Origin of the sequence: Pseudomonas sp. FYR_5, from assembly GCF_043106315.1 — a bacterium.
Classification (GTDB): domain Bacteria; phylum Pseudomonadota; class Gammaproteobacteria; order Pseudomonadales; family Pseudomonadaceae; genus Aquipseudomonas; species Aquipseudomonas putida_Y.
Genome location: NZ_JBICMK010000054.1, coordinates 1 through 18,658, shown reverse-complemented (window position 1 = coordinate 18,658; position 18,658 = coordinate 1). Strand labels below are relative to the sequence as shown.

The window sequence follows — 18,658 nt, the reverse complement described above, 5'->3', positions numbered from 1 at the left end:
GAAGGGAAGCGCCCGGCGGGAAACGGCGCCAAGGATGCCGAGCACGTTCAAGGGTGATCAAGCCAATCGCCCTGCCGTCTCGCCCACCCTGGCTGCCAGCTCAGTCATTATGAACCAAAGCAGGGGTTGTGCCCCTTGGACTATAGGAAGGTATGCAAACGCTGGTGGGTGTCGTCCTGCTCGTCAAGTGGCAGCCGCCGCTTGCCGCTCAGGTAATGCAGGCTGAACACATCCAGATAGGCATCCAGCGCCTGCGAGGCCTGGCTGTCGCCAGCAAGGTCCAGGCACATGGCCGCAACTTCTGCCGTACAGAAATGATCATCGCGCTTGGAGCGCCGCAGGCGGTAGCGCGACATCTGCTCGGCTTGCAGGCTCAACACCGGGAAGCGGTCCAGGTACGGGCTTTTGCGGAACATCTTGCGCGCTTCGGTCCAGGTGGCATCCAGCAGGATGAACAGTGGACGCTTGCCCGGCTCGCGCACCACCTCGCTGACCACCCGCTCCTGGGCAACGAACTCGCCCGGAAAAACGATATAGGGCTGCCAGCTCGGGTCATCGAGCAAGGCCAGCAGGCGCTCGTCAACCGCGGTGCGCAACCAGCCGAAGGCCCAGGTGTCTTCAATCAGGTCGGCAATCAACCAGCCGGTGTTGGTGGGTTTCAGCGGCTCGGTGTCGTGCATCAGCAGGCACACACCCGCGTCAGCCTGCACCCTAGGCTTCCAGGCACACAGGCAATGGGTAGCAATGACCCGGCAATCCGGGCAACGCTCGGCACGCGAGCCACGGGCGATGAAAGGCTTGTTGCTGCGGGCCAGGCGTTCGGCGCGCAGACGCGCTACCGCATGGCTCATGCCGGCAGGCCTCTGGACAGATTGGAAATGGGCACAAGGATGACTCGGAGAAAACAAGGCTGCCAGTCTACCAGAACAGGTGGCAATTGCTGTGCAGCCGGCAAAGCGCTCCTTATAATCGGTTTTTTACCGTGCCGGACCTCGCCGCGCGCAATTTCACGGAACGCCGTCGGCCCGCGCATGTCAAAGCGCCAGTCATCGAACCAGGAGAGATTCATGCTGCGCCTTATTGCCCCCGCCCTGAGCCTGCTGCTCGCCCTGCCTCTGGCAGCCCAGGCGGCATCCAAGCAGGATTACGACCTGAACACCCTGCTGCAGAAGGTCGCCAAAGAGAGCAGCGTCGGCACCCCGCGCGCAATTAACGAGGACATCCTCGATCAGGGTTATACCGTTGAAGGCAAGGCGCTGGTCAACCATCTGAGCGTACGCCAGAGCCACGCAGAGCGCATGCAGGCCAACCCTGAGCAAGTGCGTAGCCAGCTCGGCGACAGCGTGTGCCGCAACAACGGCTTCCGCAACCTGATGTCCAAGGGCGCGGTCATGGTCTACCGCTTCACGGTCTACAAAACCAACCAGCCAGTCATGGACCAAGCCTTCGACAACGCCAGCTGCCTGGCCGGCAACAAGAAGAAATAAGCATAGCGTCAAGGCTACGCTTTCTCGTCCTCATGAGCGCGCCAGCGACCTTCAGCGGCATCGGCGCGCATCTCCGCCAACAGCGCCTGCAAGTATCGCGACCGGCACTCCAGCCCCGACAGCCTGCGGCGGCACTCGGCTTCAAGGCTCAGGTGATGCACCTGGGCGGCGTTCTCCAGCTGCTGGTAGAGCTGCCGGTCCACTTCGATGACCAAGCGATGCATACCGCCACCTCCTGCATCGACACATTTCGCTCTACCAGTTAACCAAACCCGTGCTGCCGATGGCCGCAGGCCGACAGGCGGCTGCGCCGAACACCTCGGCACGATCGGGCGCAAGGGTCTAGATTGAGGTCAGAGGTATTGGTGCAGAAGGAGACGTCGCATGCCTTACCATTCGAATGAACTGCTGTTCAGCCACTTCCGCGACAACAATATCGACCTGAGCAATATCGAAGCACAACTTCAACTGGTTGCCCCCAACAGCCCCAACCTGCCGCTCTACCGCGACATGATGCTGACCATCCTGCGCATGGCCCATGACGACAGCGACCGCTGGAGCGCCAAGATCACCCTGCAGGCCCTGCGCGAACTGGACCAGTCGTTCCGCACCCTGCAGCGCTACAAGGACCGACGCAAAGTGACCGTGTTCGGCTCGGCACGCACCCCGCAGGAACATCCGATGTACGCCCTGGCCCGCGAGCTGGGCGCCACTCTGGCGCGCTCCGACCTGATGGTCATCACCGGTGCCGGCGGCGGCATCATGGCGGCTGCCCACGAAGGGGCCGGCAGCGAGCACAGTCTGGGCTTCAACATCACCTTACCCTTCGAACAACATGCCAACCCGACGGTGAACGGTACCGACAAACTACTGCCGTTCCACTTTTTCTTCATCCGCAAATTGTTCTTCGTCAAGGAGGCCGATGGCCTGGTGTTGTGCCCTGGCGGCTTCGGCACCCTGGATGAAGCGCTGGAGGTACTGACCTTGATCCAGACCGGCAAGAGCCCACTGGTGCCGGTTGTGCTACTGGATTCGCCGGGCGGAAGCTTCTGGCACGACTGCCTGGACTTCATCAGCCGCCAGCTCGAAGAAAACCGCTACATCCTGCCCAGCGACCTGAAACTGGTGCGCCTGGTGCACAGTGCCGACGAGGCCGTTGAGGAAATCAACCAGTTCTACAGCAACTACCATTCCAGCCGCTGGTTGAAGAGCCAGTTCGTGATTCGCATGCATCACCCGCTCAGCGAAGCGGCGCTGTATGACATTCAGGAAGGTTTTGCCGATTTGCGCCTGAGTGGCAAATATCACCAGCAAGCGGATAGCAGCGCCGAGCACGAAGTTGGCAATTACAGCCACCTGACCCGCCTGTCATTCGCCTTCAACGGCCGGGATCAGGGCCGCTTGCGTGAGTTGGTGGATTTCATCAACCTGCCGGAGAACTGGGCCAAGCCGGAGCCGATGCATACCACGCAGAGGGCCAGGCAGGCGCTGAAAGTGAGTTGATGCTTTTCTGTAACAGCTCGCGTGATACCTGCTGGGGCAACACCTGGTCGATGGTTGGGCATAGACCGTTGCAGGAGCGGGTTCACCCGCGAAAGGGCCGGGCCTGCCAGCCAATCTCCCCGGCCATTCACCGTCGCAGCCGCCACCGTATTCGCGGGTGAACCCGCTCCTACAATGGAATGGAGGCAGCCTGGGGAATTTGGCAAAACAGATTATCCGCTACGGGCACTTACCGAGCGTCAATAATCGTCGAGATCACGCCCGTTGAGCAGACGGCCGATAATGTCCATGGGAAACCCACGGTAAGCCAGGAACCGGGTCTGCTGGGCACGGCTGCGCGGATCTTGCGGGCGCTGCCCAGCAAACTTGCGCTGCCACACGTCTCGCATACGCTCACCCCAATTCACCTCGCTTTCACGCAGGGCCTGGTCGATGTCTGCACGCGCCAAACCACGCTGACATAGCTCTTCGCGAATACGCGCAGGGCCATAGCCAGAGCCGGAACGATAACGGATGAAACTCTCAAGGTAGCGGGCTTCACTAAGCAGCCCTTCTTCGGCGAGCCGATCGAGTTCAGGCTCGATCAACTCGTCAGAAGCGCCGCGCTGACGCAACTTGCGCGTCAGCTCGACTCGACCGTGCTCACGTCGTGCGAGCAGGTCCATGGCTGTCCGCCGGATGGCGACGGGGGTATCGAGTACGGCGGACATATTCGGCTATCTACTGCGCAATCAATAACCGGCGTCAGCGCCGGCCATGTCATCGGCATCAGCTTCGGCAGCAGCAGCTTTGCCGGCTTCAGCAACAGCGCCCGCTTTCAGCAACTTGTCACGAATCTGCTTCTCGATCTCGGCACCAATAGCCGGGTTCTCAGCCAGGTACTTGGCAGCGTTGGCTTTGCCTTGACCGATCTTGTTGCCCTGGTAGGCGTACCAGGCACCGGACTTCTCGACCAGGCCCTGAGATACCCCCAGGTCAATGATCTCGCCGTTACGGTAGATACCTTTGCCGTAAAGAATCTGGAACTCAGCCTGACGGAACGGAGGCGAGACCTTGTTCTTGACGATCTTGACGCGGGTTTCGCTGCCGACCACCTCGTCGCCTTCCTTGACCGCGCCGGTACGGCGGATGTCCAGACGGACCGAAGCATAGAACTTCAGGGCGTTACCACCGGTCGTGGTTTCCGGGCTGCCGAACATCACACCGATCTTCATACGGATCTGGTTGATGAAGATGACCAGGCAGTTGGCATTCTTGATGTTACCGGTGATCTTGCGCAGCGCCTGGGACATCAGGCGGGCCTGCAGGCCCACATGCATATCACCCATCTCGCCTTCGATCTCGGCCTTCGGCACCAACGCGGCCACGGAGTCGACAATGATCACGTCGACCGCGTTGGAGCGCACCAGCATGTCGGTGATTTCAAGGGCCTGTTCACCGGTGTCCGGCTGCGAAACCAACAGGTCATCGACGTTGACGCCCAGCTTGCCGGCGTACTCAGGGTCAAGGGCATGCTCGGCGTCGACGAAGGCGCAGGTGGCACCGTTCTTCTGCGCTTCAGCGATGACAGACAGCGTCAGCGTGGTCTTACCCGACGATTCCGGGCCGTAGATCTCGACGATACGGCCTTTTGGCAGACCGCCGATACCCAGGGCGATATCCAGGCCCAGCGAGCCGGTGGAAATGGCAGGAATGCCTTGACGCTCATGGTCACCCATGCGCATGACCGCGCCTTTACCAAATTGGCGTTCGATCTGACCCAGGGCCGCAGCCAAGGCGCGCTTCTTGTTGTCGTCCATTGAAATCCTCACGTGTTCGACTTGGCCCTGACGGCCGGAATACCTGTATAAGTAGCCAGTATTATTCCACAGGCAGACGCCCGCGCAAACCCCTGTCGTCGATTTACTCGGCACCAAGCTGTAACAAGCCGTCTAACGCGGCGATCACCGTCTGTCGGCGCACCGCCTCGCGGTCACCGTCGAACTGCCGGCGTTCGCTGAACACCCGGTCGCCGTCACCCCAGGCCAGCCACACGGTGCCCACCGGTTTGGCTGGCGAGCCGCCGTCCGGCCCGGCCACACCACTCACCGCCACGGCGAAGCGTGCGCCACTGGCGGCCTGAGCTCCGCGGACCATGGCTTCGACCACTTCCTGGCTGACTGCCCCCACCTGACCGAACAACGCTTCAGGTACCCCCAGCTGGCGGGTTTTCTGGGCATTGGAATAGGTGACGTAGCCGGCTTCGAACCAGGCCGAGCTGCCAGGTATGCGGGTGATGGCTTCGGCAATGCCACCACCGGTGCATGATTCGGCGGTAGTCACCTGCGCATTGAATCGGCGCAGGTGTTCACCCAGACGGGTGGCGAGCGTGGTGATCGGGTCCATGTAGGGTGCTCCTTGAGGGCGGCTCTCTACCCTATCACCCTGCTTCGAACTCTGGCTCAGGAACTTTCAGGCTGGCCCGGGCGATTTCGCTGAACGCCAGTTCGTCACGCTGCCCCAACCGCGGCAGCCCCTCAGGCCACTCCCGGCTACAGTCGAAGCCGCCCAGCTTGCGCATGTCCTCAATTGCCGAACGCCACCAGACCACCTTGCACGCGCGCTGGTAATCATCACCACTCATCACACTGCCATAGAGCAACTTGCGGCCGATGCCACGCAGCTCCCGGGGCACATGCTTGAGGCTCCATTTCACCGAGAGCCGAGTCAACCACGAGGGCTCCGGGCGGTGCGCCGGCACCTTCAGGGCCAGACCTGGCATCTTCGGATGAAAATGCTCGCCATGCCGGGCAAAGAAGATTTCTAGAATGGCATGCACGTAATGCTTCATCGCAAAGTAATGGCTGATCACGCCGCGCGCCTCGTTGATCTGCGCGCCATCCAGTTCGAAGGAAAAGGCGATCTGCTCGATCGTATGCAGGTCACGGGCATACGGCGTCCAGGTGTCGATCCGGCAGATGGCGCGCTCGGCGGTGCCTACGTTGTCGCGGGTAAAGCCCATGACACCGCTGTTACACAGCCGCAAGTCATCGGCCGGTGCTTCGCCCGACTCCGCAAGTCCTTCGGTGAAACTGCGGTAATAACTGCTGCGGGAGGCCTCGGCCCAGCTCATTTCCACCTCGTCGACCAAGAACTGCCCGGCATCGACCTGGCTGAACAGCTTTTGCGGCGACTGCAGAAATACCGTATCGGTATCGATGAACACGGTCTTGTCCGCCCACTGACCGGCCAGGGCAATGGCACAGGCCTTGCGCCGGTGGGTGTAGCCGCCGTAGCCGGCCCAGGCCTGCAGGGTCTGCTCGTCCAGTGCGATCACTTCCACCGGCCAGCCGGCAAAAGCCTGTGGCTGGTCGGTAAGCACACGGATCACCGGCAGCTCAGCCGACCTGCAACGGGCCAGGGCGGTAAGGATGCTGAGTTTTGCCTCCAGCTGGTAGATCCGGCGCTCGCCATAAAGGAGGTAGATCAGCTGTTGCGATACATAAGGGACAGGGCTGGACACATTCATCGTGCAGGTCACGGCTAGGGGCATTCATCGAGGGGCGCGCATTCTAGAGGGTTACGCGGTGCAGCTCCACCATTGCCCGCCAGACTGCGCGCATGCCCCAAAGCACGCGCCTGCATCGCAACGAAAAAGCCTGTACCATTACGGGTTTACCATCGCCAACCAGATCCCCCCTGTAAGGCCCTGAATGTCAGATCTTTCCGCACACACACCGATGATGCAGCAGTACTGGAAGCTGAAGAACCAGCACCCGGACCAGCTGATGTTCTACCGCATGGGCGACTTCTACGAAATCTTCTACGAAGATGCGAAAAAGGCCGCGAAACTGCTGGATATCACCCTGACCGCCCGCGGTCAGTCGGCCGGCCAGTCCATCCCCATGTGCGGGATTCCGTTCCATTCGCTGGAGGGTTACCTGGCCAAGCTGGTCAAACTCGGCGAGTCGGTGGTGATCTGTGAGCAGATCGGCGACCCGGCCACCAGCAAGGGCCCGGTGGAACGCCAGGTGGTGCGCATCATCACCCCGGGCACGGTCAGTGACGAGGCACTGCTCGACGAGCGCCGCGACAACCTGATTGCCGCACTGCTCGGTGACGAGCGCCTGTTCGGCCTGGCGGTACTGGACATCACCAGCGGCAATTTCAGCGTGCAGGAGATCAAGGGCTGGGAAAACCTGCTGGCCGAACTCGAGCGCCTGAACCCGGTCGAGCTGTTGATCCCCGACGACTGGCCACGGGACCTGCCTGCGGAGAAACGCCCAGGCGCCCGCCGCCGCGCACCGTGGGACTTCGACCGCGACTCGGCACGCAAGGCCCTGTGCCAGCAGTTCGCGACCAAGGACCTCAAGGGCTTCGGCTGCGACAAGCTGACCCTGGCCATCGGTGCCGCCGGCTGCCTGCTGACCTACGCCAAGGAAACCCAGCGCACCGCCCTGCCGCACTTGCGCAGCCTGCGCCACGAGCGCCTGGATGATACGGTCATCCTCGATGGTGCCAGCCGGCGCAACCTGGAGCTGGACATCAACCTGGCCGGTGGGCGCGACAACACCCTGCAATCGGTAATCGACCGCTGCCAGACCGCCATGGCCAGCCGCCTGCTGAGCCGCTGGCTGAACCGCCCACTGCGCGACCTCAAGGTGCTGCAAGCACGCCAGGACTCGATCCGCTGCCTGCTCGACAGCTACCGCTTCGAAAAGCTGCAGCCGCAGTTGAAGGAAATTGGCGATATCGAGCGGATCCTCGCCCGTATTGGCCTGCGCAATGCCCGCCCGCGCGACCTGGCACGCCTGCGCGATGCGCTGGGCGCGTTGCCAGAGTTGCAGAACGCCATGACCGAGCTCGAAGCGCCGCACCTGGCGCGCCTGGCGGCGATTACCGGTACCTATCCGGAGCTGGCCAGCCTGCTGGAGCGGGCAATCATCGACAACCCGCCGGCGGTGATCCGCGACGGCGGTGTACTGAAGGCCGGCTATGACAACGAACTGGACGAGCTGCTGGCAATCAGCGAGAACGCCGGCCAGTTCCTGATCGACCTGGAAGCCCGGGAAAAGGCCCGTACCGGCCTTGCCAACCTCAAGGTCGGCTACAACCGTGTACACGGCTACTTCATCGAACTGCCGACCAAGCAGGCCGAGCAGGCCCCGGGCGACTACATCCGCCGCCAGACACTCAAAGGCGCCGAGCGCTTCATCACCCCGGAGCTGAAGGCGTTCGAGGACAAGGCATTGTCGGCCAAAAGCCGCGCCCTGGCCCGCGAAAAGATGCTCTACGACGCCCTGCTGGAAACCTTGATCAGCCACCTGGCACCCCTACAGGACAGCGCAGCCGCGCTGGCCGAACTGGATGTGCTCAGCAACCTGGCCGAGCGGGCGCTTAACCTCGACCTTAACTGCCCGCGCTTTGTCGACGAACCGTGCCTGCGCATCGAGCAAGGCCGCCACCCGGTGGTGGAGCAGGTACTGACCACACCGTTCGTGGCCAACGACCTGGGCCTGGACAACAGCACGCGCATGCTGATCATCACCGGCCCGAACATGGGCGGTAAATCCACCTACATGCGCCAGACCGCCCTGATCGTGCTGCTGGCGCACATCGGCAGCTTCGTCCCTGCGGCGAGTTGCGAGCTGTCGCTGGTCGACCGCATCTTCACGCGCATCGGCTCCAGTGACGACCTGGCAGGCGGGCGCTCGACCTTCATGGTCGAGATGAGCGAAACCGCCAACATCCTGCACAACGCCACCGACCGCAGCCTGGTGCTGATGGACGAAGTGGGCCGCGGCACCAGTACCTTTGACGGCCTGTCGCTGGCCTGGGCCGCCGCCGAGCGCCTGGCCCAACTGCGTGCCTACACACTGTTCGCCACGCACTACTTCGAACTGACCGTGCTGCCGGAGAGCGAGCCGCTGGTGGCCAACGTGCACCTGAACGCCACCGAGCACAACGAACGCATTGTGTTCCTGCACCATGTGTTGCCCGGCCCTGCCAGCCAGAGCTACGGCCTGGCCGTGGCGCAACTGGCCGGCGTCCCCACGGCGGTCATCCAGCGTGCCCGCGAACACCTGGGGCGCCTGGAAACCACCAGCCTGCCGCACGAGCAGCCCCCGGCCGCAAAAGCCAAGGATGCGCCGCAGGTACCGCACCAGAGCGACCTGTTCGCCAGCCTGCCACATCCAGCCATCGAGAAGCTGGGCAAGCTGCAACTGGACGACATGACCCCGCGTCAAGCTATCGAAATGCTATATCAACTAAAGAACCTGTTATAACGGCGCCCATTACAAGCTGGTAGAATCCGCCGCGGTTTGCTGGTGCTGCAGGTTATTAGCCTGGCCTGCAGCCACATGCCCGTAAACCGCGCGGCCCTGAGAGGAAGGGCCGCCGCCGTCGCCTGAGGAGAGAATTAGAAATGACCTTCGTCGTCACCGACAACTGCATCAAATGCAAATACACCGACTGCGTGGAAGTCTGTCCGGTGGACTGCTTCTACGAAGGCCCGAACTTCCTGGTCATCCACCCGGACGAGTGCATCGACTGCGCCTTGTGCGAGCCGGAGTGCCCAGCGCAAGCCATCTTCTCGGAAGACGAAGTGCCTTCGGGCATGGAAAACTTCATCGAGCTGAACGCCGAGCTGGCGGAAATCTGGCCTAATATCACCGAGCGTAAGGATGCCCTGCCGGACGCTGAAGAATGGGATGGCAAGACCGGCAAGATTGCCGACCTGGAGCGCTGATAGCGCCCAGACGCGAAAAAGGCCCTTCGGGGCCTTTTTTGTTTTCCTACGTGCAAAAAAAGGGGCGGTTTGACCCGCCCACATTTTTTCCGTAGTCCCTGCTTGTCCCAAACATCATCCTGATGAAATCGCTTCTTGCGATGTCCTTGGCCTTCATCCTGAAAGCCTGTGCATGTCCCTGTGCACAGTTCGAATACTAGCGGGTTGAGCCGGGCGGGCAAGCGCGAGACCTCACAGGGTATTTCCGACGACACATATGGTCAGCGGCGAATAAATCATGATTTTCAATGAGTTGTAAAAAAACAGAGCCAGGAAACGACAATGGTCTACTGAGGCTTGCATAGATAGCTTACAAAACGAGTAAGAAAAGGCTTACATGCAATGTTACCGGGGTAGCGGAATACACATTGGGTATCTGTTCTGCCCTGAAGTGCGCCCCGCCGCTCTCAAGCTTTTCCGCTACAGACGAAAACGCCCCGAGGTCATCGGGGCGTTTTGAGTGACACAGACCTTCGCTACTGGAACAACGACTCACTGGACAGGCCATTCTTCTCAAGGATCTCGCGCAAACGCTTGAGCCCCTCTACCTGAATCTGCCGCACCCGTTCCCGGGTCAGGCCTATCTCCAGGCCAACATCCTCAAGGGTACTGCTTTCATGCCCACGCAGGCCAAAGCGACGCACCACCACCTCGCGCTGCTTGTCGGTCAGCTCACCCAGCCACTGATCGATGCTCTGCGACAGGTCGTCATCCTGCAGCAATTCGCACGGATCAGTCGGACGGTCGTCGGTCAGCGTATCAAGCAGGGTCTTGTCCGAGTCCGGGCCAAGCGACACATCCACCGACGACACCCGCTCATTCAGGCCCAGCATGCGCTTGACCTCGGTGACCGGCTTCTCCAGCAGCGTGGCGATTTCTTCTGGTGAAGGTTCGTGGTCGAGTTTCTGGGTCAGCTCGCGCGCGGCGCGCAGGTAGACGTTCAGTTCCTTGACCACGTGGATCGGCAGGCGAATGGTGCGGGTCTGGTTCATGATCGCCCGTTCGATGGTCTGGCGAATCCACCAGGTCGCATAGGTCGAGAAACGGAAACCACGCTCCGGGTCGAACTTTTCGACCGCACGGATCAACCCCAGGTTGCCTTCCTCGATCAGGTCGAGCAACGACAGGCCACGGTTCACGTAACGACGGGCAATTTTGACAACCAGGCGCAGGTTGCTTTCGATCATGCGCTTGCGGCCGGCAGGGTCACCCTTTTGCGACAAGCGCGCAAAATGCACTTCTTCTTCCGGCGAAAGCAGCGGCGAGAAACCGATCTCGTTGAGATACAACTGGGTGGCATCGAGCGCCCGGCTGTAATCGATGTACTTGTGTTGCTTGAGCGAAGAGCCCGACTTGGCCCTCGTCCGAACCGAAGATACAGCAGGTTCGTCTGACACCACATCCGTTTCCAAAACGATACCCGTCTCCATCAGGAGGACGTCATCATCGATGTCAAACTCCGGCACTTCTTTACTGAGAGCCATTGTTATAATCCTTTGCTGAGTTCGAACTCAGACTCGAGCGGCACCTTTATCCCTGGCAGCGCTTGAGCCTGTCCCCTCTACATCACAGGAACAGGCTGGGTACAACGATCAACGACGTGGCAGGAACTGGAGCGGATCGACGGGTTTGCCCTGGCGGCGAATCTCGAAATGCAGCTTCACCCGATCTGTGCCCGTAGACCCCATTTCAGCAATCGACTGCCCTGCCTTGACCTGCTGCCCCTCCCGAACCAACAGCCTGCGGTTATGACCGTAGGCACTGACGTAGGTGTCGCTGTGCTTGATGATGATCAGCTCGCCGTAGCCCCTCAAACCACTTCCGGCGTAGACCACTGCACCATCAGACGCAGCAAAAACAGGCTGTCCCAAATCACCGGCGATATCAATGCCTTTATTCAAACTACCGTTTGAAGCGAATTTTCCAATCAGCACGCCGTTGGCTGGCCAGGCCCAACCGCCTACGGCACGCTCCGCAGCCGGCACACTGGCAACCACTGGCGCATTGCCCGAAGAGGCCGGCGTGACCGGTTTACGGGTGCTGGCAGGCGCCGTGGCAGGAGTGCCCACAGGCCGCCGCGTGACCGTAGTGCGGCTTGACGAGGACGGGCTGGACACCACCGTGGTGCGGCTGCCGGAGCCGCTGCTGAATCGAATCGCCTGGCCCGGGCGAATGGTATAAGGCGCCCGGATGCCATTGCGTGCAGCCAGCTCCTTGTAGTCCCAACCATAACGGAAGGCGATGGAGAACAGGGTGTCGCCTGGCTTGACGATATATTGCCCGGAAGTCACTGCCGGACGCTTGGGAACGGTGTTGTTGCGGTCGACCACCCGCGCGCTGTTGCTGCCGGTGCTTGAGCAACCCACCAGAAGCGCGCCCATGGCCAATGCAATCACCAGAAGCTTGAAACCCGAGCCGTCCTTGCGCTGCCGAATGACTGTGTGACCCACCCGCGCTCCCCTCATGGTGCCGAAAATCGATATGAAGACAAGAAATGCAATATTGTTGCAATTATAACCAAGCCAGCCGGTATTGGCAGACGGCTACGAAAGACGAGCGCAAAACCCCGGTGCACGCTGTGCGTTAGCGCTTCGCACCGCCTGATAGACAGGGCGAAGCGACAAGAATTCGCCACCGGCACAAAAATACACCGCGCCTCATGCCTGCACAGCTCAGTTCAACAGACCTCAGGCCAGCGGACCATTGAGCAGCGGCACGAAACGCACAGCCCCCAGCACGCGACGGGAGAAACCATGCTCCTCGCGTACGATCAGCATCAGTTGCTGCGTTTCGCCGGCCGGCCCTACCGGGATGACCATGCGCCCACCGGGTGCCAGCTGGTCGAGCAGTGCCTGTGGCACCTCCGGCGCCACGGCGGTGACGATGATGCCATTGTACGGCGCAAGTGCCGGCCACCCCTCGCAACCGTCGCCCCAGCGGAATACCACGTTGCGCAGGTTCAGTTCCACCAGGCGCTCTTTGGCCCGATCCTGCAGTACTTTGATGCGCTCTACCGAGAACACCCGCTCGACCAGCTGGGCCAGGATCGCCGTCTGGTAACCCGAGCCGGTGCCAATCTCCAGCACCTTGTCCAGTGGCCCGGCCTCGAGCAACAGCTCGCTCATGTGAGCAACCATGAACGGCTGGGAGATGGTCTGGTTGTGGCCGATCGGCAGCGCGGTGTCTTCGTAAGCCCGATGCGCCAGCGCCTCGTCAACGAACAGGTGGCGCGGCGTACGCCGGATCACGTCGAGCACCTTGGGGTTCGAAACACCCTCCTCGCACAAGCGCTGGATCAGCCGCTCCCGGGTACGCTGAGAGGTCATGCCGATGCCACGCCGCAGCATATCGTCCTCACGCATCAGAGCAGGCCCTCCAGCCAACCATCGAGCTGCTCGAAGGCATCATTGAAGGTGCGATCGAGTTGCAGCGGGGTAATCGATACGTAGCCTTGCATCACCGCGTGGAAGTCGGTGCCCGGCCCGCCATCCTCGGCATCACCGGCCACGGCAATCCAGTAGCCTTCCTTGCCACGCGGGTTGACTACCTTGGTTGGCGCCGCCGCCCGCGCCCGGTGACCGAGACGGGTGAGCTGGATGCCACGGATGTGCTCCAGCGGCAAGTTGGGAATATTGATGTTGAGTACGGTGCGTGGCGGCAACGCCAGGCGCGACTGTGCCTCGACCAGGCGGCGGGCGATATAGGCCGCGGTCGGCAGGTTGTCCGGCTGGCGCGACAACAGCGAGAACGCCAGCGAGGTACCGCCGAGGAAGCGGCCTTCCAGCGCCGCAGCGACCGTACCCGAATACAGCACGTCATCGCCCAGGTTGGCACCGAGGTTGATCCCCGATACGACCATGTCCGGCGTCTGCGGCAACAGCCCATTGAGCCCCAGGTGCACGCAATCGGTCGGCGTGCCATTGAGGCTGATGAAGCCATTGGCCAGGGTCTGCGGATGCAGTGGCCGGTCCAGCGTCAGCGAACTGCTGGCGCCGCTCTTGTCTTGATCCGGGGCGATCACCGCGCACTCGGCATAATCCACCAGCGCAGCATGCAGCGCGGCGATGCCAGGTGCGGTAACACCGTCGTCATTCGAAATCAGAATACGCATGGGCTGTCCGTCTGCCCTGCCGACACCAGATCCACGACTTCACGCACCACCACGGTGGCGAAGCATCCGGCCGGCAGGACGAATTCCAGTTGCAGGATATCAGGCTCGGGATAATGCCACGTCAGGCCGCCAATAGGGAGCCGCAGAATTCGTCGTTCGTGATCCATGCCCGCCTGGGCCAACCACTGGCAAAGTGCTGGCTGACTTGAGCCGATAGCGTTTTCCAGCTGGGCAGGCGCAGCGCCAGCAGGCGAAGCGCCCTCCCCCCACATCGGGCCGGTCGGATGCAGGTCGAGAATCGCCAGGCGCGGGTCGCCACATTCTGCCTCACCCGCCGGGAAGAAACTGCGGCTGTCGGTGAACGCCAGCAGGTCCCCGACCTGGGCTCGGGTCCAGCTACCGTCAGCGACACGCGCAGCCAGCACCTGATTGAACAGGTAGCTGCGCCCGGCCGAAAGCAGCCGCGAACGCACGTTGCGCTGTTCAGGCAAAGCCTTGCGTACGGCCCAATCGAGGGCGTCATGGACGTTGCCACCGCCGTGCCCGAAGCGCTGGGTGCCGAAATAGTTGGGCACACCTTGCCGCCTGAGCTGTTCCAGACGCGCATCAACCGCCTGGTGATCGGCAGCCAAGGCCGTCAGGCGCAAGGTGAAACCGTTGGCCGAATGCGCCCCGCGCTGCAGTTTGCGCTGGTGACGCACCTGCTTGAGCACACGCAGGCTGGCATCCTCGGCTCGCGACAGATCCGGGTCGGCCTTGCCCGGCAGGTGCAGGCTGAACCACTGGCGGGTCAGCGCCTGGCGGTCCTTGAGGCCGGCGTAGCTGATGCTGCGCACCGGCACGCCAGCGGCGCGGGCGAGGCGCCGGGCAGCTTCTTCAGTGTTCAGATCACGCTTCTCGACCCACAGCCACAGGTGCTCGCCCTGGCCCGATAGCGGGATATCCAGGACTTCGTCAACCTGAAAGTCTTCGGCAACCGCTTTGAGGACGGCGGTACCCAGGGATTCACCCGATGCGCGCGGGCCCAGCAGTTCCAGTTCGGTCATGCTGGCAGCAGCAGGGCGACCGAATGCACGGCAATGCCCTCCTCGCGACCGGTAAAGCCCAGCTTCTCTGTGGTGGTGGCCTTGACATTGACCTGGTCGAGCTCGACCTGCAGGTCTTCGGCGATCAGCTGGCGCATGGTTTCGATGTGTGGGGCCATTTTCGGTGCCTGGGCGACGATGGTGGCGTCAACGTTGCCGACCTTCCAGCCCTTGGCCTTGACGATGCCGACTACATGGCGCAGCAGCGCGCGGCTGTCAGCCCCCTTGAACTGCGGGTCAGTGTCAGGGAAGTGCTTGCCGATGTCGCCCAGTGCCGCAGCGCCAAGCAAGGCATCGCTCAGGGCGTGCAGCAGCACGTCACCGTCGGAATGGGCCAGCAGGCCGTATTTGTGCGGGATGCGCACCCCGCCCAAGGTAATGAAATCACCGTCGCAGAAACGGTGCACATCGTAGCCGTGGCCAATACGCATAAGAAAACGCCCTGAAAGAGTCAGGGCGTGATTCTACCTGCTTTGCAGCGGGTTTGGCGGCTTTTGGACCAGGGTGTTACACCCGCCCCAGTGCCACCGCATGATGGCGTAGGTGCTCCTCGATGAAGCTGGCAATGAAGTAGTAGCTATGGTCATAGCCCGGCTGCATACGCAGGGTCATTTCATGGCCACCTTTGCGTGCCGCCTGTTCCAGTGCTTCAGGCTTGAGTTGCTTCTCGAGGAAGTCGTCACGGTCGCCCTGGTCCACCAGCAACGGCGGGCATTGGCCAGCAGGGGTTTCAGCCAGCAGCACGCTGGCATCCCACTCACGCCAGCGCCCACGGTCTTCACCCAGGTAGCGGCTGAAGGCCTTCTCGCCCCACGGACAATCCATCGGATTGCTGATCGGCGAGAATGCCGACACCGAGCGGTAGCGCCCCGGGTTGCGCAAGGCGCACACCAGCGCGCCATGGCCCCCCATGGAGTGGCCGCTGATGCTGCGCTCGCCCGACGCCGGGAAATGTGCCTCGATCAGGGCTGGCAACTCCTCCACCACATAGTCATGCATGCGGTAGTGCTGGGCCCAGGGTTGCTGGGTAGCGTTGAGGTAGAAGCCCGCCCCCAGGCCGAAGTCCCAGGCGCCGTCCGGATCGCCCGGCACCTGCTCGCCACGCGGACTGGTGTCGGGAGCAACGATGATCAGCCCCAGCTCGGCGGCCAGACGCTGGGCGCCGGCCTTCTGCATGAAGTTCTCGTCGGTGCAGGTGAGGCCGCTGAGCCAGTACAGTACCGGCAGCTTCTCGCCCTGCTCGGCCTGCGGCGGCAGGTACACAGCGAACACCATGTCGCAACCCAGCACCTTGGAGTGATGCCGGTAACGCTTGTGCCAGCCGCCGAAGCTCTTCTGGCAGGAGATGTTATCCAGGCTCATGGCAAACCTCAGAAGTGGATCACGCTACGGATGCTCTTGCCTTCATGCATCAGGTCGAAGGCCTTGTTGATGTCTTCCAGACCCATCGTGTGGGTGATGAAGGTGTCCAGCGGGATCTCGCCTTTCTCGGACATTTCCACGTAGCTCGGCAGCTCGCTGCGGCCACGCACGCCGCCGAACGCCGAACCACGCCAAACCCGACCGGTCACCAGCTGGAACGGACGCGTGGAAATTTCCTGGCCGGCACCGGCCACACCGATGATGACCGACTCACCCCAGCCCTTGTGGCAGCATTCCAGGGCGGCGCGCATCAGTTGAACGTTGCCGATGCACTCGAAGGAGAAGTCCACGCCGCCATCGGTGAGGTCGACGATCACTTCCTGGATCGGGCGATCGTAGTCTTTCGGGTTGACGCAATCGGTGGCACCCAGCTGGCGGGCGATTTCGAACTTGGCCGGGTTGATGTCGATGGCGATGATACGCGAGGCCTTGGCCTTGACCGCACCGATCACGGCCGACAGGCCGATGCCACCGAGGCCGAAGATGGCCACGGTATCACCCGGCTTGACCTTGGCAGTGTTGAGCACCGCGCCGATACCGGTGGTGACGCCGCAGCCCAGCAGGCAGACCTTCTCCAGTGGTGCTTCTTTCTGGATCTTGGCCACGGAAATTTCCGGCAGCACGGTGTATTCGGAGAAGGTCGAGGTACCCATGTAGTGGAACAGCTCCTGGCCCTTGTACGAGAAGCGCGTGGTGCCGTCCGGCATCAGGCCCTTGCCCTGGGTGGCGCGGATGGCCTGGCACAGGTTGGTCTTGCCCGAGAGGCAGAACTTGCACTTGCCGCATTCCGGGGTGTACAGCGGGATGACGTGGTCACCTACAGCGACCGAGGTGACCCCCTCGCCTACCGCTTCGACGATTGCACCACCTTCGTGGCCGAGGATCGATGGGAAGATACCCTCCGGGTCAGCACCGGACAGGGTATAGGCATCGGTGTGGCAGACACCGCTGGCGACCACGCGCAGCAGCACTTCACCGGCCTTTGGCATGGCCACGTCGACTTCGACGATTTCCAGGGGTTTCTTGGCTTCGAAGGCTACGGCAGCACGGGACTTGATCATCAAAGGTCTCCAGACAGTGGGTCGATTCAGTCTTGCAGTGTAATTCAGCGCCTTTTGATGAATAATCAGGCCAAAGACAAAACATTATTGCCATACAGGGATAATCGATGAGCAGCCGATGGGAAGGCATCGACGAATTCGTCGCCGTGGCCGAATCGGGCCAGTTCACTGCCGCCGCCGAACGCCTGGGGGTTTCCTCATCGCACATCAGCCGGCAGATCGCCCGGCTGGAAGAACGCCTGCAAACGCGCTTGCTGTACCGCAGTACCCGCCGGGTAACCCTGAGCGAGGCCGGGCAGACCTTCCTGCAGCATTGCCAGCGCTTGCAGGATGGCCGTGAGGAAGCGCTGCGCGCCATGGGCGACCTGGCCAGCGAACCCAAGGGGTTGCTGCGCATGACCTGCGCTGTGGCCTACGGCGAGCGCTTCATCGTGCCGCTGGTGACGCGATTTATGGCGCTGTACCCGCAGCTGCGCGTGGATGTGGAACTGAGCAACCACACCCTCGACCTGCTGCATGAAGGCATGGACCTGGCCATCCGCCTGGGTCGCCTGGCCGACTCTCGCTTGGTGGCTACCCGCCTGGCGCCGAGGCGCATGTACCTGTGCGCCTCGCCGGCCTATCTTGAGCGTTATGGCCGGCCGCACAGCCTGTCGGAGCTGGCGCGGCACAATTGCCTGGTGGGGAGTTCGGACTTGTGGGCACTACAGCAGGATGGCCGTGAGATCAGCCAGCGGGTACAGGGCAACTGGCGCTGCAACAGTGGCCAGGCAGTGCTGGATGCGGCGTTACAAGGGATAGGGTTATGCCAGTTGCCGGATTACTACGTGCTGGAACACCTCAATAGCGGTGCGCTGGTGTCGCTGCTGGAGGCGCACCAGCCGCCGAATACGGCGGTATGGGCGCTGTATCCGCAGCAGAGGCACCTGTCGCCGAAGGTACGGCGGCTGGTGGATTACCTGAAGGAGGGGTTGGCAGGGTTGCCGGAATATCGTTTCGGCTGACGGGATGTGCTGCATGTACTGGCCTCTTCGCGGGTGAACCCGCTCCTACGGCGGCCTGTGTCCAACGCCCGATGTGTGTCCACCACCGTGGTAGGAGCGGGTTCACCCGCGAATACGGTAGCGGCGGTAACGGTGAACGGCGGGTGGAGATTGGCCAGCAGACCCGGCCCTTTCGCGGGTGAACCCGCTCCTACGGCGGCCTGTGCCCAACCGCCG

At 62.1% G+C, this 18,658-nt stretch carries 20 protein-coding genes; 5 read left to right on the top strand and 15 right to left on the bottom strand.

Going from position 1 to position 18,658, the window contains the following annotated elements; translation table 11 throughout:
• Positions 1–140: 140 nt before the first annotated feature.
• Both ACF8RA_RS07935 and ACF8RA_RS07930 read right to left on the bottom strand, forming a co-directional pair.
• Complete coding sequence (locus tag ACF8RA_RS07935) at positions 141–851, bottom strand: tRNA-uridine aminocarboxypropyltransferase (protein WP_176682779.1); 711 nt, start codon at positions 849–851, stop codon at positions 141–143.
• Positions 848–1,069 (bottom strand): hypothetical protein, encoded by a 222-nt coding sequence (locus ACF8RA_RS07930; RefSeq protein ID WP_176682499.1) that lies wholly within the window; start codon positions 1,067–1,069, stop codon positions 848–850. Before ACF8RA_RS07930 ends, ACF8RA_RS07935 begins: the two co-directional genes overlap by 4 nt.
• Here ACF8RA_RS07930 and ACF8RA_RS07925 point away from each other — a divergent pair.
• Positions 1,068–1,487 (top strand): quorum-sensing-regulated virulence factor family protein, encoded by a 420-nt coding sequence (locus ACF8RA_RS07925; protein ID WP_021785869.1) that lies wholly within the window; start codon positions 1,068–1,070, stop codon positions 1,485–1,487. The genes ACF8RA_RS07930 and ACF8RA_RS07925 overlap by 2 nt on opposite strands.
• A 14-nt stretch (positions 1,488–1,501) precedes the next feature.
• Here the strand turns inward: ACF8RA_RS07925 and ACF8RA_RS07920 are convergent, their stop codons facing one another.
• Positions 1,502–1,711: a hypothetical protein gene (locus tag ACF8RA_RS07920; RefSeq protein ID WP_176682778.1), complete on the bottom strand. Its 210-nt coding sequence runs from the start codon at positions 1,709–1,711 to the stop codon at positions 1,502–1,504.
• 160 nt (positions 1,712–1,871) lie between these two features.
• Here ACF8RA_RS07920 and ACF8RA_RS07915 point away from each other — a divergent pair, with 160 nt between their 5' ends.
• Positions 1,872–2,990 carry an LOG family protein gene (locus ACF8RA_RS07915; protein ID WP_176682777.1) on the top strand — a complete coding sequence of 373 codons (1,119 nt, stop codon included), beginning with the start codon at positions 1,872–1,874 and terminating at the stop codon, positions 2,988–2,990.
• Between the two features lie 239 nt (positions 2,991–3,229).
• Here the strand turns inward: ACF8RA_RS07915 and recX are convergent, their stop codons facing one another.
• The 4 genes from recX to ACF8RA_RS07895 all read right to left on the bottom strand — a co-directional run bounded on the left by recX (position 3,230) and on the right by ACF8RA_RS07895 (position 6,498).
• Complete coding sequence (recX, locus tag ACF8RA_RS07910; protein ID WP_392514976.1) at positions 3,230–3,700, bottom strand: recombination regulator RecX; 471 nt, start codon at positions 3,698–3,700, stop codon at positions 3,230–3,232.
• Positions 3,701–3,721: 21 nt separating this feature from the next.
• A complete protein-coding gene (recA, locus tag ACF8RA_RS07905; RefSeq protein WP_176682775.1) occupies positions 3,722–4,789 on the bottom strand; it encodes a recombinase RecA in 1,068 nt (355 codons plus the stop codon).
• A gap of 103 nt (positions 4,790–4,892) precedes the next feature.
• Entirely contained in the window at positions 4,893–5,375 is a 483-nt protein-coding gene (locus tag ACF8RA_RS07900; protein ID WP_010952695.1) for a CinA family protein, read from the bottom strand.
• 34 nt (positions 5,376–5,409) lie between these two features.
• Positions 5,410–6,498, bottom strand: a complete 1,089-nt coding sequence (locus ACF8RA_RS07895) for a hypothetical protein (RefSeq protein ID WP_176682774.1) — start codon at positions 6,496–6,498, stop codon at positions 5,410–5,412.
• A 184-nt stretch (positions 6,499–6,682) separates the two neighbouring features.
• Between ACF8RA_RS07895 and mutS the strand changes: the two genes are divergently transcribed.
• Both mutS and fdxA read left to right on the top strand, forming a co-directional pair.
• On the top strand, positions 6,683–9,256 hold the full coding sequence (gene mutS, locus ACF8RA_RS07890) for a DNA mismatch repair protein MutS (RefSeq protein ID WP_176682773.1): 2,574 nt from the start codon (positions 6,683–6,685) through the stop codon (positions 9,254–9,256).
• A 140-nt stretch (positions 9,257–9,396) separates the two neighbouring features.
• Positions 9,397–9,720 carry a ferredoxin FdxA gene (gene fdxA, locus ACF8RA_RS07885; protein ID WP_027595821.1) on the top strand — a complete coding sequence of 108 codons (324 nt, stop codon included), beginning with the start codon at positions 9,397–9,399 and terminating at the stop codon, positions 9,718–9,720.
• A gap of 515 nt (positions 9,721–10,235) precedes the next feature.
• On the opposite strand, the gene rpoS is transcribed toward fdxA, so the two are convergent.
• From rpoS to ACF8RA_RS07845, 8 genes are all read right to left on the bottom strand, one after another.
• Complete coding sequence (gene rpoS / locus ACF8RA_RS07880) at positions 10,236–11,243, bottom strand: RNA polymerase sigma factor RpoS (RefSeq protein WP_021785876.1); 1,008 nt, start codon at positions 11,241–11,243, stop codon at positions 10,236–10,238.
• A gap of 108 nt (positions 11,244–11,351) precedes the next feature.
• Complete coding sequence (locus tag ACF8RA_RS07875) at positions 11,352–12,209, bottom strand: peptidoglycan DD-metalloendopeptidase family protein (protein ID WP_392518998.1); 858 nt, start codon at positions 12,207–12,209, stop codon at positions 11,352–11,354.
• Between the two features lie 237 nt (positions 12,210–12,446).
• A complete protein-coding gene (locus tag ACF8RA_RS07870) occupies positions 12,447–13,085 on the bottom strand; it encodes a protein-L-isoaspartate(D-aspartate) O-methyltransferase (RefSeq protein WP_176682794.1) in 639 nt (212 codons plus the stop codon).
• Positions 13,086–13,120: 35 nt separating this feature from the next.
• The gene (surE, locus tag ACF8RA_RS07865) at positions 13,121–13,870 is read right to left on the bottom strand and encodes a 5'/3'-nucleotidase SurE (RefSeq protein ID WP_176682772.1); all 750 of its coding nucleotides are present in this window, start codon (positions 13,868–13,870) and stop codon (positions 13,121–13,123) included.
• A complete protein-coding gene (gene truD, locus ACF8RA_RS07860; RefSeq protein WP_392460818.1) occupies positions 13,858–14,916 on the bottom strand; it encodes a tRNA pseudouridine(13) synthase TruD in 1,059 nt (352 codons plus the stop codon). The genes surE and truD overlap by 13 nt, the downstream gene beginning before the upstream one ends.
• Positions 14,913–15,386: a 2-C-methyl-D-erythritol 2,4-cyclodiphosphate synthase gene (gene ispF, locus ACF8RA_RS07855; protein WP_003252342.1), complete on the bottom strand. Its 474-nt coding sequence runs from the start codon at positions 15,384–15,386 to the stop codon at positions 14,913–14,915. The genes truD and ispF overlap by 4 nt, the downstream gene beginning before the upstream one ends.
• 76 nt (positions 15,387–15,462) lie before the next feature.
• Entirely contained in the window at positions 15,463–16,317 is an 855-nt protein-coding gene (gene fghA / locus ACF8RA_RS07850; protein WP_014592130.1) for an S-formylglutathione hydrolase, read from the bottom strand.
• A gap of 8 nt (positions 16,318–16,325) precedes the next feature.
• Complete coding sequence (locus tag ACF8RA_RS07845; RefSeq protein ID WP_021785895.1) at positions 16,326–17,438, bottom strand: S-(hydroxymethyl)glutathione dehydrogenase/class III alcohol dehydrogenase; 1,113 nt, start codon at positions 17,436–17,438, stop codon at positions 16,326–16,328.
• 107 nt (positions 17,439–17,545) lie between these two features.
• Between ACF8RA_RS07845 and ACF8RA_RS07840 the strand changes: the two genes are divergently transcribed.
• Positions 17,546–18,442, top strand: a complete 897-nt coding sequence (locus ACF8RA_RS07840; RefSeq protein WP_021785896.1) for a LysR substrate-binding domain-containing protein — start codon at positions 17,546–17,548, stop codon at positions 18,440–18,442.
• Positions 18,443–18,658 lie beyond the last annotated feature (216 nt).